Origin of the sequence: Caballeronia sp. INML1, from assembly GCF_023631085.1 — a bacterium.
In the GTDB taxonomy this organism is placed as follows: domain Bacteria; phylum Pseudomonadota; class Gammaproteobacteria; order Burkholderiales; family Burkholderiaceae; genus Caballeronia; species Caballeronia turbans.
The window spans coordinates 157,628-171,236 of record NZ_JALQDT010000077.1; the positions used below are offsets into that span (position 1 = coordinate 157,628).

14 protein-coding genes, 1 pseudogene and 1 other annotated feature are annotated in these 13,609 nt (G+C 57.9%); of the genes and pseudogenes, 10 read left to right on the forward strand and 5 right to left on the reverse strand.

Going from position 1 to position 13,609, the window contains the following annotated elements:
• Positions 1-52 precede the first annotated feature (52 nt).
• The 3 genes from NCR38_RS31195 to NCR38_RS31205 all read left to right on the forward strand — a co-directional run bounded on the left by NCR38_RS31195 (position 53) and on the right by NCR38_RS31205 (position 2,699).
• Positions 53-1,189 carry a porin gene (locus tag NCR38_RS31195; protein WP_250478215.1) on the forward strand — a complete coding sequence of 379 codons (1,137 nt, stop codon included), beginning with the start codon at positions 53-55 and terminating at the stop codon, positions 1,187-1,189.
• 672 nt (positions 1,190-1,861) lie between these two features.
• Positions 1,862-2,122: a DUF4148 domain-containing protein gene (locus NCR38_RS31200; RefSeq protein ID WP_053572552.1), complete on the forward strand. Its 261-nt coding sequence runs from the start codon at positions 1,862-1,864 to the stop codon at positions 2,120-2,122.
• Positions 2,123-2,306: 184 nt separating this feature from the next.
• Positions 2,307-2,699 carry a DUF305 domain-containing protein gene (locus NCR38_RS31205; RefSeq protein WP_250478199.1) on the forward strand — a complete coding sequence of 131 codons (393 nt, stop codon included), beginning with the start codon at positions 2,307-2,309 and terminating at the stop codon, positions 2,697-2,699.
• Positions 2,700-3,148: 449 nt separating this feature from the next.
• Here NCR38_RS31205 and NCR38_RS31210 read toward each other — a convergent pair whose 3' ends face one another.
• A complete protein-coding gene (locus NCR38_RS31210; RefSeq protein ID WP_250478200.1) occupies positions 3,149-4,039 on the reverse strand; it encodes a LysR family transcriptional regulator in 891 nt (296 codons plus the stop codon).
• A gap of 129 nt (positions 4,040-4,168) precedes the next feature.
• On the opposite strand from NCR38_RS31210, the gene NCR38_RS31215 reads away from it, so the two are divergent.
• From NCR38_RS31215 to NCR38_RS31225, 3 genes are all read left to right on the forward strand, one after another.
• Positions 4,169-4,744 (forward strand): isochorismatase family protein, encoded by a 576-nt coding sequence (locus tag NCR38_RS31215; RefSeq protein ID WP_053572555.1) that lies wholly within the window; start codon positions 4,169-4,171, stop codon positions 4,742-4,744.
• Between the two features lie 69 nt (positions 4,745-4,813).
• Positions 4,814-5,887 carry an alkene reductase gene (locus tag NCR38_RS31220; RefSeq protein ID WP_250478201.1) on the forward strand — a complete coding sequence of 358 codons (1,074 nt, stop codon included), beginning with the start codon at positions 4,814-4,816 and terminating at the stop codon, positions 5,885-5,887.
• A gap of 8 nt (positions 5,888-5,895) precedes the next feature.
• Positions 5,896-6,633, forward strand: coding sequence for a pirin family protein (locus NCR38_RS31225; RefSeq protein ID WP_250478202.1), 738 nt, complete (start codon positions 5,896-5,898; stop codon positions 6,631-6,633).
• 48 nt (positions 6,634-6,681) lie between these two features.
• Here the strand turns inward: NCR38_RS31225 and NCR38_RS31230 are convergent, their stop codons facing one another.
• Positions 6,682-6,942, reverse strand: coding sequence for a hypothetical protein (locus NCR38_RS31230; RefSeq protein ID WP_250478203.1), 261 nt, complete (start codon positions 6,940-6,942; stop codon positions 6,682-6,684).
• A gap of 1,066 nt (positions 6,943-8,008) precedes the next feature.
• On the opposite strand from NCR38_RS31230, the gene NCR38_RS31235 reads away from it, so the two are divergent.
• The gene (locus NCR38_RS31235; protein WP_250478204.1) at positions 8,009-8,818 is read left to right on the forward strand and encodes a DUF6338 family protein; all 810 of its coding nucleotides are present in this window, start codon (positions 8,009-8,011) and stop codon (positions 8,816-8,818) included.
• A 160-nt stretch (positions 8,819-8,978) separates the two neighbouring features.
• Here NCR38_RS31235 and NCR38_RS31240 read toward each other — a convergent pair whose 3' ends face one another.
• Complete coding sequence (locus NCR38_RS31240; protein WP_250478205.1) at positions 8,979-9,461, reverse strand: RES family NAD+ phosphorylase; 483 nt, start codon at positions 9,459-9,461, stop codon at positions 8,979-8,981.
• Positions 9,458-9,964 carry an antitoxin Xre/MbcA/ParS toxin-binding domain-containing protein gene (locus NCR38_RS31245; RefSeq protein WP_250478206.1) on the reverse strand — a complete coding sequence of 169 codons (507 nt, stop codon included), beginning with the start codon at positions 9,962-9,964 and terminating at the stop codon, positions 9,458-9,460. Before NCR38_RS31245 ends, NCR38_RS31240 begins: the two co-directional genes overlap by 4 nt.
• Before the next feature lie 400 nt (positions 9,965-10,364).
• On the opposite strand from NCR38_RS31245, the gene NCR38_RS31250 reads away from it, so the two are divergent.
• Positions 10,365-10,535 (forward strand): hypothetical protein, encoded by a 171-nt coding sequence (locus NCR38_RS31250; protein ID WP_250478207.1) that lies wholly within the window; start codon positions 10,365-10,367, stop codon positions 10,533-10,535.
• A gap of 23 nt (positions 10,536-10,558) precedes the next feature.
• Positions 10,559-12,055: a patatin-like protein gene (locus NCR38_RS31255; RefSeq protein WP_250478208.1), complete on the forward strand. Its 1,497-nt coding sequence runs from the start codon at positions 10,559-10,561 to the stop codon at positions 12,053-12,055.
• Between the two features lie 401 nt (positions 12,056-12,456).
• On the opposite strand, the gene NCR38_RS31260 is transcribed toward NCR38_RS31255, so the two are convergent.
• Positions 12,457-12,702 (reverse strand): hypothetical protein, encoded by a 246-nt coding sequence (locus tag NCR38_RS31260; protein ID WP_250478209.1) that lies wholly within the window; start codon positions 12,700-12,702, stop codon positions 12,457-12,459.
• 65 nt (positions 12,703-12,767) lie between these two features.
• On the opposite strand from NCR38_RS31260, the pseudogene NCR38_RS31265 reads away from it, so the two are divergent.
• Positions 12,768-13,609 (forward strand): annotated as a pseudogene (locus tag NCR38_RS31265) (IS3 family transposase); the annotation flags it as partial.
• Positions 13,070-13,186, forward strand: a sequence feature (AL1L pseudoknot). Its footprint overlaps the pseudogene before it by 117 nt.

Below are 13,609 nucleotides of genomic sequence, written 5' to 3' on the forward strand. Positions count from 1 at the left end.
TACGAGAACGGCGCAATTCGCTTATCGATTCACCACTTTGTTTGGAAATCACATGAAAAGGACTTGCCTGGTTGCGGCGGGAGCCGTCTGCTTGCTTGCGGGAGCGGCACACGCGCAAAGCTCCGTCACGCTTTACGGCATCATCGACACAGGGCTCGAATATGTGTCCCATGCGAATGCGTCGGGCGACCGCGTTATTCGCATGCCCGCCATCACCGGCTCACTGCCTTCGCGATGGGGCCTTCGCGGCAGCGAGGATCTTGGCGGAGGATATCGCGCACTATTTGTTCTTGAGAACGGCTTCAACGTGCGCGCGGGCGATGCGGGTCAAGGCGGCCGTCTTTTCGGACGGCAAGCCTGGGTAGGCCTCGGTTCGGAATACGGCACGCTGACGTTCGGCCGTCAGTACACGATGACGTTCTACGCGCTGCTCGAGAACGACGTGATGGGTCCGGCCATCTACAGTCTCGGATCGCTGGACAGCTACATTCCGAATGCCCGAAGCGACAACACCATCGCCTACAAGGGAACATTCGCGGGCCTCACGCTCGGCGCAACCTATTCATTCGGGCGCGACGCAGCAGGATCCGGCAATTCGCCCGGACAGGGCACGTGCGCCGGATCGGTGCCAGGCGACTTCCAGCAATGTCACCAGTGGTCCGTGATGGCCAAGTACGACACGCGCAATTTTGGCGCGGTGGTCAGCTACGACCAGCAACGGGGTGGAACGAACGCAGCCGCCAACTTCTTTGATGGCGTGGCGACGACACCGATTCCCAGCAGCGGCGACAAGGACACACGGGCTCAGGCCAATGCGTACGTCAAATTCTTCGGCGCGACGATCTCGGGCGGATGGCTTGGACGGTGGGTCGATCCGGCGGCGCAAGCAGCAGCGAGCGTCAAGTCGAACATTTTCTATCTGGGCGCCAGCTACGTCATCACGCCTTCTCTCTATGTCGATGGAGCGGTCTACCGGATTCTTAATCACGATCACGACACGAGAGCGACGCTCAGTACGATTCGCGGCATCTATTCACTATCGAAACGAACGGCCGTCTACGCGCAGGTTGGCTTTCTTGGCAATAGCGCGAGGGCGAGATATACGCTGAGCGCCGGTGGCCCGGGAACGACGCCGCCGCCCGGGGCGAATCAGACCGGCGTCATGATGGGGCTTCGACAGCTCTTTTGAAGATCAGGCGTCCGGCGCTCACGAGTCTGAGGGCAAGGGAGAGTCCGGACTTCCGAGGACGGAGCTGCCAGCCCGGACAAGCGCCATCGTTGAAATCCACCCAAACTTGGAGATACATAATGAATGTCAGCTCTCATACTGCGGCTTCACTGGCCTCGACGTTGAACGAACGTGCGGAGCGCTCGAACCGCTTTCGCTGGTCTTGGTCCCCCGACACGTTTCAGTGGGACTGGATGGACCATCACGAAGTGCCGCTCGAATCGCATCGCTCGAACGATGGAACCGAACGACGCTGATTGCTTACTCGATTGTTTGGGCGATCTTTACCTTGGCTACCGGTTCGCGCACCGCAGGCTCAGGTTGCAGCGCAATCAGGAGTTGCGTGCAGGGTGCGCTAGCCTCGCGATTGCGCAGCACTGACCGGCGCGCCGGTGACGGCCGAGTTGGATGGGGAGGCCGTCGCGCATACGTAGCGAAGCTTGAGTAAGGCGGCGCGAGCGTCGGGTTACACCCTCCCGCCGTGCCGAAGCGCTCGTGGCATGGCGAGCGATTCTCCCATTTCCAGCGACAAACTGTCTCGCAAATCGGTATTTACCCTCATGAGACTAGCTCATAGAATTCGGGGGCAGCACTTAGAAGATGAATTGCTGCCACTCGAATCACGGAGGTTTCATGAAGGCGCTCGCCCGAATCGTTATAGCTGTTTCTTTTTTCTCTTTCGCGCTCGGTGCTTCGGCTCAAGCTGCGGGGGAACGGACCCGCGCTGAAGTGCGCGCAGAGCTCGCTCAGTACGAAAAAGCTGGGTATAACCCAGCCGACTGGATGCATTTTTCAGAGAACCTTCAGAGTGCCCGCGCGAAGATTGAAGCAACCGGAAAAGGGGCGCAGACCCATAACGAGCAATTCAATGTGACAAGGGAGCCGATTCGGTGACCGGTTCAGCTGCTAATCGCATAGGGACGTTGAAGCTGCGTTGAACGCACCTCCTGGTCTGCGCTAAGTGGGTCCAGGCGAGCAGGCATCTCTTGCTCTTACCCAAGATCTATGCACCGCGAAATGTCGGTTTCCTCGTTCACGAGCCCACGCCGGCACTCAGCGCAGACTTTTTGAGGACACAATGCCCAATTTCAGAGCGCTTCTCTTGTCAGCAGTAGTTCTCGCCTCTGCAGTAACCGGAAATGGTTGGGCGCAGCAGCCTCCGATCAACCCAGGACCTGCTGCGCGAGCATCGGACGTTCCATCGACCGACGCTTACAGAACTGCCAACCAAGCCATGATTCAAGGCAAGACGAATTTGCCATACACCGGAGATGCCGACTACGATTTCGTGGCTCAAATGACGCCGCTTTACCAAGGAGCCGTAGATGTAGCAAAAGTGGAGCTCCAGTATGGAAAGGATCCGGAGCTACGCAAGCTGGCTCAGAGCATGGTGTATTCGCAGCAGGCGCAGCTCAATTTCATGCGTACGTGGCTTCAGACACACCAGCCAGCACGGACGTCAAAGCAATGAGCGTCTACTCGCAGACGCAACGCAGGCGGGCATCTTCGTGTGGAACCGGCGCGCGCCACCCCGAAAAACACGACGCCACATATCAGTTTTAGAAGTAACCGGCGAATGAGGAGTCGTTCTCAACTAGTACAATCGCCGTTGAATTTCGTGGCTTTCCTAGCGACGCTCGGGCATTACTCAAGACGCATCTCTTCGAGACAGCGACGAGCTGCGCCCCGGCTCGCCCTGCCTTGGTGACTCCCCGATAAGCAACGGCGCTCAAATGCGCCGCATGCGTTTCCGAACAGCGGAGTAAGGTTATTGAAGCGTAGCCGGAATATACATTTCCCCCCGCAATGCCGACGTGCCAGTCGTAAGGATGATAGCAGCAGCGCTCGCTTTAAAGAGATGTCGCACTCAGACGACAGCCAAAGCGTCACTTCTTAGTAGGCTCGATCGATCTGAGCAAATCACTGTTGCGCGGCGAGCCGCTTAATCAGCCACGAACCGGCCGGTCCCGGCGGCGCATCCGTCCGGTACATGATTTGTAATGGATACATGCCGCCGGGAAGCTCGGGAATGTCGAGGCGAACCAAACGACCTGATGCAAGGTCGTCGCGCACCGAATGTTCGGGCATATAACCCCACCCCAGGCCGGCGTTCAACAATGCTCGCTTCGCTCCGAGATCGGAAAGCGACCACGTCTCCGGAGCGAACACAGCCATTGTCGTCTTGTCTTCAAAGGCGCTCCGCACGGTAAGTAGTATTTGCCGATGATGCTTCGATGCGCCCACAACACCTCGTTCGGGCCCCGCTAAAGGATGAGATGGAACGGCGACCGGCATCATCTCGACGGCGCCAATCGCCACGCGCTCAAGATCAGTTTCGTCGCTATGCAGCAGTCCTCCAATACCTAACCGCGCCACCCCTTGCTGAACTAGCCGCGACACCGCGCTTAAGGCCTCGACATTGAGCCTTATCGTGACGGTGGGGAATTCTTCTTCAAAGGCCCGGATGGCGTCAATCAGCCTTTCAACCGGGAGCATGACATCAACGACCAGCGTTAATTCGGGCTCTAAGCCTTCAAGAATGCCGGCGACGCGTGCTTTTAAGTCGTTGAGTCCCCCTGCAAGATTGCGCGCCTGTGCAAGCACGATTTTCCCATTATGGCTCAGAGTCAGTCGTCTTGAATTGCTTCGATCAAACAGTTCGATCCCAAGTTGCTCTTCAAGTGCCGCTACCGAGTAGCTAATTGCCGAGGTAGCGCGGCTCAGTCGCCGCCCCGCGGCAGCGAAACTACCCTCGTCCACCACGGTTATGAAGACGCGAAGCTGGTCGAACGTGGGCGTGCCTACGATCATCGTATTCAAAAGTTTTGAACAACAAGAACGGCATTTTACGGCTATTTCGAAAACGCGATCAAGGTTAAATTTGAAGCGTGCCCAGGCGAGAAGCGCCTTGGCAAAAATCTCAAAGGATAGGAGTTAGCCATGCATAAGAAAGCCTTTACCCCGGAAAACGCCGCAATTCTGTTGATCGATCACCAAGTTGGAACTCTTGCCTGGACGCATTCGCACGACTTAAATCTGGTGCGGGAAAATACCTTCAAGCTGGCGCGGATCGCAAAAGCGGCCAAGATTCCTGTGGTGCTCACATCAAGCATGGAAGACCGTGCTCAGGGGCCTTTGCTCCCTGAGCTACAGGAGATACTTCCGGAAGCCTTCGCTGCCCGTATTAAGCGGCCGGGCATTGTGAACGCTATGCACCACGACGGGTTCAATGAAGCAGTTGCGGCTACTGGACGTACGAACCTAATTGTCGCAGGTGTCACGACGGACATCTGTGTCAACTTTCCGGTCCTTCAAATGCTCGATGAAGGCTATGAAGTCCAGGTGTCGGCGGACGCGTCAGCATCGAACACCAAATTCGGTAATGAGATCGCGCTGCGCCGCATGGAGAGGGCCGGCGCTGTCATTACGACGGTCGACCAGATCATCGCTGAACTTGCTGTCGATTGGACTACTCCTGTCGGCCAGCAGCTTGTCGCCATTCTGAACTACCACTAAACAACCGTCTTACCGGCACGCCTCACTGCATCGTCCGCGGACGCTTAAAGCAATCTTGGAGTACCCATCATGAATCAATTGTTTTGCCCGGTGCGCATCGGCCGGAATCAACTGTCGAATCGAATGGTCATGGCACCGATGACGCGCTCGCGAGCGCTTGGCGATGGAACGCCCGGCCCGCTTGCAGCGCAATACTACGCACAGCGCGCGGGCGTCGGTCTGATCGTGGCGGAGGGCACTCAGCCGTCCGACGACGGTCAGGGCTATCTGGCGACCCCCGGCATCTATACCGATGGGCATGTAGCAGGCTGGCGAACTGTCATCGAAGCTGTACATGCAAAAGGCAGCCGCATGTTCATTCAACTGATGCACGTCGGTCGCATGTCGCATCCTGATAATACGCCCCACCATCGTCAAGGCGTAGCCCCGTCCGCCATTGCTCCGGGGACCGGAATGTTCACCGCCACCGGTATGCAGGATATTCCGGTGCCGCGAGCGTTGCAGACGGAAGAGATCGCCGGAGTAGTAGAGGAATTTCGTATCGCGGCCCGTCGCGCCATCGAGGCCGGTGCGGACGGCGTCGAAATCCACGGTGCGAATGCGTATCTTGTCCACCAATTTCTGGCGCACAGCGCCAATACACGCACGGATCAGTATGGCGGGTCGATCCAGAACCGCAGCAGGTTCGCACTGGAAGTCGCTCGCGCGGTTGCGCAAGAGATTGGAGCTGACAGAACGGCTATTCGATTGTCGCCGGGCCTGTCGATCTGGGGTATCGACGAGGGTGACGAGGGACCGGATTTGTATCGCTATCTCGTCTCCGAACTCGATAAACTCGGGCTAGCGTATTTGCACATTACGATCAAGGACAACGACGCCTTGCTGGCGGAGCTTCGACAGCGGTGGTCGAACCCACTGATGCTGAACCGGCCCGGTCGCACACCGGCCGAGGCAGGAAGCGATGTGGCATCGGGCCTGGCCGATCTCGAGTCCTTCGGGCAACTCGTGCTGGCGAACCCCGACTTTCCCGAGCGGCTGAAGCTCAATGTGCCGATGAACAAGCCGGACCCGGCCACGTACTACGGCGGAACGGATGTAGGGTACACGGACTACCCTTCGCATAACGAAACGTTGGTTGCGTAAGGAAAATTATGTTCTCGCTTACACCACTAGAAGCGTTCACGCACGGCGATGACTTCCGAGCGCTCTCCGTGCGCGATTCGGAACGCATTCTGAATCCGTTTCTCGGTGTTGATCATGCGTGGATGGGTGGCCCGACGTTCCCGCCTCATCGTCACGCCGGAATGTGCGCGGTCTCCTATCTCTTTGCCGATTCGGAAACCGGTGTTCTTAACCGCGATTCAATCGGCACACGCAACCTAATCAGGCCCGGCGGGATGCACTGGATGACTGCCGGTTCAGGGATCGTTCATGAGGAAGTGCCGGCCGAGTCGGGAAAGACCGTTCACTCACTGCAGATTTTCGTCGACCTGTCGGACGAGAACAAGAGCCTCGATCCATTTGCGTTGATCGTCGAGCCTGAAGACGTTCCAGTCGTCCAGCGAGGGGGAGCGACCATCAGGATTCCCGTCGGCAATTTCGACGGAGTGCGTTCGCCGGTAACTCCGCCAACGCCGGTGACGATCCTCGACCTTTCGCTGGCGGCAGGGGCCGAGATCCGCATTCCGCTTTTGACTGCCGCAACGGGTCAGACGTTGTTCGTCTTGGTGATCAGCGGCGCAATCGCTTGTCTTGGTCGGCGCTTCGACGCCGACGGACCCGCGATTCCCGTAGTTCGTGGACCGCGGAAAGAGGAGGGCGTCACCGTCGCGGCGGCGGACGGACCCGCACAGGCAGTCGTATTCATCGGTGCACAGCTGCATTCATGAAGCATGAAAGCGCGAGTATCGCCTTTCCAGCCGTACTGAGGCCGTCAATCAGCAGGCCTTGGCGATTGTCTGATTACGCGTGTCGGTTGACTCGATCAAGTCCATCAATGCGCACGCGACGGCCAACTGTGCCGGTAAGAGGTGCCGCGCTTCGAGAATTCGCATGACACGACGCCGCCAGTAAGTAAGCGGCAGAACCGGTCTTGCGGCCGCGACTTCCAATGCGACGGCGCGGTGCAGATGCTCAAGATCCGCGTCGATCAGCAACAGTTCATAAGCGGCTGAGGGCGGCAGATGGTGTTGTTCCATGCCATCATATCGGCACTGGAGCGACTTTCCTAAGCCCTCGCCGATGAAATTCGATCTGATGCAGCGGAACCTTTGCGAGATCCTCGGGCTCCAGTAACTGCGTGATGAACAGCAAGGCCGGTTAAGTCGCCGTCGATCTTCTCACGGCGGGCGATCTGGTGTAGGTCGGTTGCATGGATAGTTCAATCAGCGAGCATGCGGACTGTACTCGCGCGGCGAGCGCCGCGCGACCCCTTTGACTCAATCAATGGGTGAGCGAGAGCCCTCACCGAAATAATTGTTTCGAAGCGCCTGCACTGCCCATCAACAGACCTAGCAAAAAGCTCGAGACCGCAACGATGCCCAGCACGGCCAGCGGATTTTCGCCGGTCTGATCTCGAACAATGTCCACCTGCGGCCCGCGAACTCTTGAGTGGTCCTGGCGACTTGCCCGATCCTACCTTTGATTTGACTCATCGGAGTACGGCGCAAGTCGGCAGGAGGGTCGGCTCGCGCGCAGGCTAGAACAGATTGCGAACCATGGTCGACTGCGTTGACCGGCGAAAACACGCTTTAATTGCATACCATATTTGACATAATTGTTTCTATCGATTTTTCGTAGTCTGTTTAAATCTACAGCACAGGCGGCGGCGACGGCACCGTGACGTGCACCAAGACAGTCGAGCCTCGCTGATTGGTCAGTTCGTGGCGGCACGTGACAGCTCAGCCGGCCTTGAAATATACTTACCCTGCCGCTAAATCTTCCTGCGACAAGATACTCAAGCCTCGCAGGGTGTGCAATTATTACCTATTGGTTTGCTGAGCCTCGCTCCTGACACAAGCTAATAGCCGCTCCTAACGAGCTGCGCTATGCTATTGAGTAGACTGCAAACTATCAGAGGACGAATATGAAGGTCGTGATGAGTTCAGATGTCAAAGCGCTCAAACGATCCGCCTCCGGCATGAAGGCGTTGCGTACGATCGCTGCCAGCAGCAAGACGAACCGCGACACAAGGGTTGAACTTCGTGACGCGAATGGAAAACGGCACTCCGTCGTGATGAAGGTCGTTAACAGCAAGGGATAAGCTTGAACATCGCTTTCCCAGCTGTCCTGCTGTTTGCCTTACTCTTCCCCGGCATTGTCTTCTATCACTTCTATCAAGATCGCGAGGTACGCGAGGCTGACTTCACGCCGTTTAGCCGCGCTCTGTTCATCGCGATTTTGGCCGCCTGCATTCTAAATGCAACGACGACGGCTATCGTGCATTTCGGCTGGGGATACAACATTCTCGTCGGAGATATCCTGCGCCTCTTGATTGGGGGCACCAGCCCCTCCGCACAAGTTTCGCTGAACGCGGCTACTTTGCGGTTGAACGAGCATCCGTTCGAGCCAATCGGGTTCCTCTTTATATCCATTTTCCTTGCCATCGCGAGCTCCCTCGGATGGAGATGGGGGGTGCGCGGACTCGGCCTCGATCGCTCGTCCTCTCCGTTTCAATCTCTCATACGTGCTAGCGCTCCCTGGTACTACCTCTTTCGGGGTATCGATGCACTCGAGCAGCCAGATGCAGTGCTCGTCGCAGCAATCGTCTCGTTGAAAGATGCGTCGTACCTGTACACCGGTATCCTGGAGGACTACTTCCTCACATCTAAGGGCGAGCTTGATCGCCTCGTTTTGAGCGGCGCCGCCCGACGCAAGCTCGAAAAAGACCACGAGGAAGGCAAGCAATGGGACGACCGGTTCTACGCGATCGATGGCGATTACCTCGTCATCCGTCAGAGCGAGTGGACAACACTGAACTTCAAGTACCTGATAGTTCAGGGAACGGTGCCCGACGTTGCCGAGGTAGAAGCCCTGTCGACCAACGACGGTTGTGACCCGACGTCGTTGGTTTGACAAAAATAGTATTATCGCATTTTATGTAGTTGTCCTAAACGAGTAGAAATGCGGTTGGCTACGGCTCCTTTGACCACAATACGCAAGCAAGTGATGCCCATCAATTTATATGGTAATACTACTTTCTCAGGGGCCGTCAGAAATCTGATATTGGGCTGGCTCATCGCGTCGCTTGACCAAATAGCCGCGGATCCAGCGTAAAGGGTTCTGCGCTTATGACCTTGATGCGCGCCATCTCAGGATGCATGGGATTCAGGAGCAGATTGAAATCACTTGGGCAGACGACGGACGGTACGCGCATCGCCAATTGTTCACCAGCCTCAAGCCATTGCCGGCCGAGCGCTCTAGTTGCCGGGGGGTCGCGCGTCAGATCTGCCCAGCCTTCGGGTAGAACAGGTATGAACGCGGCGTCATAGGTGGCGTCTGGTACTTCCAGCGTCACTAGAAAATACCCGCCAGCCGGCAACAACCCTGCCATGTGCACCAGCGCTTCAAGTAGTGCCGTTGACGCGTGGCAACAGGAGTAAAGGACACGCATTCCGCGCGGGTTCCATCGGCCGCCGGCGATCGCCGCACCGTTGCCGCTCAGATCATCGGCGCGGTAATAGCCACGCCGTTCTTTCGCGAGGCGGTAAAGCCTCATGCGGATACGCCGTGAATGACGCGCAGCAGAATCTCGCGCACGCGATCGTAGCCGGGTTGGGAGTCGAGGACCTCAAGCGGGCTGAGTCCCGCGAGCTCCGCATTCGATCGTTGCATCCATGCTGCAGCTAACGCCGGATCCTCAAACACCTCGACAGCGAGTTGACGCACGTACAGAACGCGCGCGACGCGGTCCGACTCGGCCGGCGACAAGCGCTCCTCGCGTGCCATTTTGCGCAGGATCGTTGAACTCGGCAGGTTGAGATTCGCGAGCAGCGTTTGCACCGGCACGTGCAACAAGTCCTTCGCAACGCGCTCAATGATCGCCGCTTCCATGCCTTCGCGGATCTGCCGACGCTGCTCGAGAGGGTCGAACCGGATGAGGAACGTTTCAATATCGTCGGTCTGGGCGACGGATTCACCAGCGACAACTAATGACTTCGTTGCATGCGGTGCTGCTGGACGTGTGGGCAGATGGCGCCCGGGCGGTGGATTCGAGCGCATGATTTACGGCCCCCAAATGAGAATATTGTGATTCCCATTGTAGAGGTATCCCAAACGAGAATCAAGCTTGTCCCGTTTGGGAAGCCGGTCATGCGGCCGCGGATCAGGTTCGCCATGCTAGGACCTGATGCGCTCTAAAAGAACCACGGCTTCACCGCCGGTCCATAGTTTTCTACCACGTGGTAGCCGCAGACGCAAACAAAAGGGGTCGGTTCGCCGCGGCGCTACGAATTCCAACCAGCCGTTAAAGGGTGAACGTGGCGCGAAGATTGAACGCTTGGTAATGTGCCGAGAAGTGTGCAGAAAGTTCGAAGGCAGGAAGATGCCGAAGGAAGGGGTGGCCGTGGTGTAAGTTGATGAATGTCCAGTTCTTCAACCTGCCCTCAGGAGGGCTTACGCCATGGCCACGACCAAGCGTATTACGAACCGGCCGCCAGTGGAAGCGCTGGTGGCCGGCGACCGGGACCTGATGAAGGCGCTCATGAAGGATGCGCTTCAGGAGGTGCTCGAAGCAGAGATGAAAGAGTTGCTGGGCGCATCGCCCAACGCAGCTCCGCGCGCGTCGACGTAATCAGCGGCACGAGCGCGGGCGGCGTGAACGGCGCGGCACTGTCGCTCGCCCTCGTATATGACAGCGACTTTCGCACGCTGCGCGACGTGTGGATGGATATGGGTACGTTCGGGGACTTGCTGCGCGACCCGCTTGACAAAAATCCAGGATCGTTGCTCCGCGGTGATGAGTATTTCCTTCCACAAATCAAGGAGGCGTTCAGCAAACTGGCGAAGGCCGATCAAGCCGCTGAAGTCAATGAACCGTGCCCCAACGCGCCGGAGCGGATGCCGATCGACCTGCGCCTTACTACGACACTCTTGCGCGGCCGCCCCGCCTGCACAGTCGACGATCTTGGTACGCCCGTTGGCGACATGGACCATCGCGCGCGCTTTCGCTTCCAGCACACGGATGGCGAGGATGGCGTGGATCATTTCAAAGATCGCGTGACGCTCGTGGAATGGCTCTCGCGCGCTGCGCGGTCGACCGCCTCGTTCCCCTTCGCCTTCGAACCGTCAAAAGTCCGGCCGAGCCACGCGAAGGACAATCTTGGCCAACTACTCGACGTCAACGATACCCCAATCGGCGATCAACCGAGGAACTTGCCGCGCTGCGTGGTTGATGGCGGCATTCTCGACAACAAGCCGTTTCGCGGCGCGCTGCGCTCCATCTTCGCAATGAAGACGCAACGCAGCGTGCGGCGCGTGATCGCGTATATCAATCCTGACCCGGGCAAGTCGGCACAGGAGGTCAAACCGGTGACCACGCCGATTACACCAAACATGTCGTACATCCCGAGCCCAACGGAGCCAGATCCGCAACTTGGAGCGGTGGTCGGGTCGAGCCTGTTCGGCATTCCGCAGTCGCAGGCGATCATCGATCAGTTAAACGAGGTGCAGGCGCATAACGCGCGGGTGCGCACCCGCCGCAACAAGGTGCTGGATATCGTCGGCCAATTTGTCGCGAAGGCGAACCATCCGACGTGCAAGACCGCGCCGGATCCCGAGACCACGGCCTGCGCGCTGTTCGAGTTGTATCGCAAGCGTCGCATTGCCTACACGTTCGACACATTTGTCAACGTTACATTGCCCGCCGCGGCGCTTAATGACCCGACGCTGAACGATGTCGTGAGCATCATGGGAAAGAACGTAGCGCAGATCATTCGACTAAAGTTCGAGAACGCGAAGGGGATCGAATGGATCCCAAAGAGCTGGCCGAGCGACGACGACTGGGACGGAGCCCCCGACAGAGGACCGTGCGCGCGCAACGGGAAATGGAACTGGGGCCAGCTTCCAGTTGATTTCGCCGCGAAGGTCTTGCTCAATCTACTGCGACTCACAACCGAGGAGGTGATGCGCTTCATCGAAGAAGCGCGAGCCACTCAGACCGGACTGGAAATGCCGGAGTTGGTTGAGCGGATTGCCGAGCGGTTCGGCCTGACGGTGCAACAGCGCTGTGCGCAGGCGGCCAGCGTGTTGAAGTTCTTGCTGTTCGTCGCAAGGCCGCGATTTTCTCGGCTAGCTTCGCAGTCCCAGGAGTGACGGTTCGTGTTACGACTGGACATGTACGTTCCGCGCAGGTTCGAAAGCATCGCAGGCAGATCATGCGAATTGCGTACGTTTAAACTTCAGAGGCTTGCCTACGCGCGCTGACTCGACGAAAGTGTCTTGGCATCTTGAGTCAAGCTTGGAAGCAGTCTGCTCTCCCAGCAGTACCAGCACACCAACCTGGGTATGATCGACCAGCTGCTTAGCGGGACGCTTGTGCACTCGTTCGAGTACTTCTCGCACCACACGACGCTCGGCTGCCTACCCGGAAGCGCGTTGTCGCAACACACGATATTAACTTGGCGCCAAAAGGCAAAGCATTGTCAGACCTAGAGCGCCCTAACCCGAAATCTACGCGGGAATCAAGACCACCCCTATACGAAGAACCACTGCAGTCAGATCAGCCCGGCCTGAAGCAGGACGTCGCTTTCGCAGCGTAAAATAGGACCGGTGCTTAAGTCGGTGCTTACTTTCATTTTTCCGTCTATCTTATAGTTCGGAAAGATCAGAGAATGAACGTGGAACTGCTTCTGAGCCTGCGGCACCCCGATGACGACGCCCGTGCCTTTGCGACACGAGCTTTGCTTACCCACGTCCGCCAGGAAGCTGGTCTCGACGCATCGCTCGTTCATGGCAAACAAGAGAATGATTCAAAGTGAAGCGCACCGGGTTTTCCGGAGACCTTTACTCCTGAGAGAATAGAGTCATGGAAAACCTCGAAAAAGCAAAACGGAAGACGGCGCCGAAATATTCGGCGGAAGTGCGTGAGCGCGCGGTTCGTATGGTGTTCGAGCATCGTGCGGAGTACGCGACGCAATGGGAAGCAATCCAGTCGATTGCCGCCAAGATGGGTTGCTCACGCGAAACGTTAAGAAACTGGGTTCGTCAGGCTGAGAGCGATCGTGGTCTGCGCGCGGGCCCCAAGACGCAGGAGCAGGACCGCATCCGCGAGCTTGAACGTGAAGTCCGGGAACTGCGTCAGGCCAATGAAATCCTGCGCAAGGCCTCGGCATATTTCGCACAGGCGGAGCTCGACCGCCGACCGAAGTGATGATTGCCTTCATTGACGATCACCGGTCGGCGTATGGGGTCGAGCCGATCTGCAGGGTGCTGCCGATCGCCCCGTCGACGTATTACCTTCATTCGTCTCGACGCGCTGATCCGCGTCGGCTGCCGCCGCGCGCGCAGCGCGATGCACTGCTGTGTCAGCATATCCGGCGTGTATGGGAGGAGAACTTTCGGGTATATGGTGCGCGCAAGGTTTGGCGGAAGCTATTGCGCGAAGGATTCAAGCTCGCACGGTGTACTGTCGAGCGACTGATGAAGCGGCTCGGGCTGCAAGGTGTGCGGCGCGGCAGATCGATTCGAACCACCGTCAGCGAGCGAAACACACCGTGCCCGCTTGATCACGTCCAGCGGCAGTTCAAAGCGTCACGGCCGAACGCGCTGTGGGTGTCAGATTTCACCTTCGTGGCCACCTGGCAAGGCTTCGCTTATGTTGCCTTCATCGTTGATGTGTTCGCGCGACGCATCGTAGGCTGGAGAGTG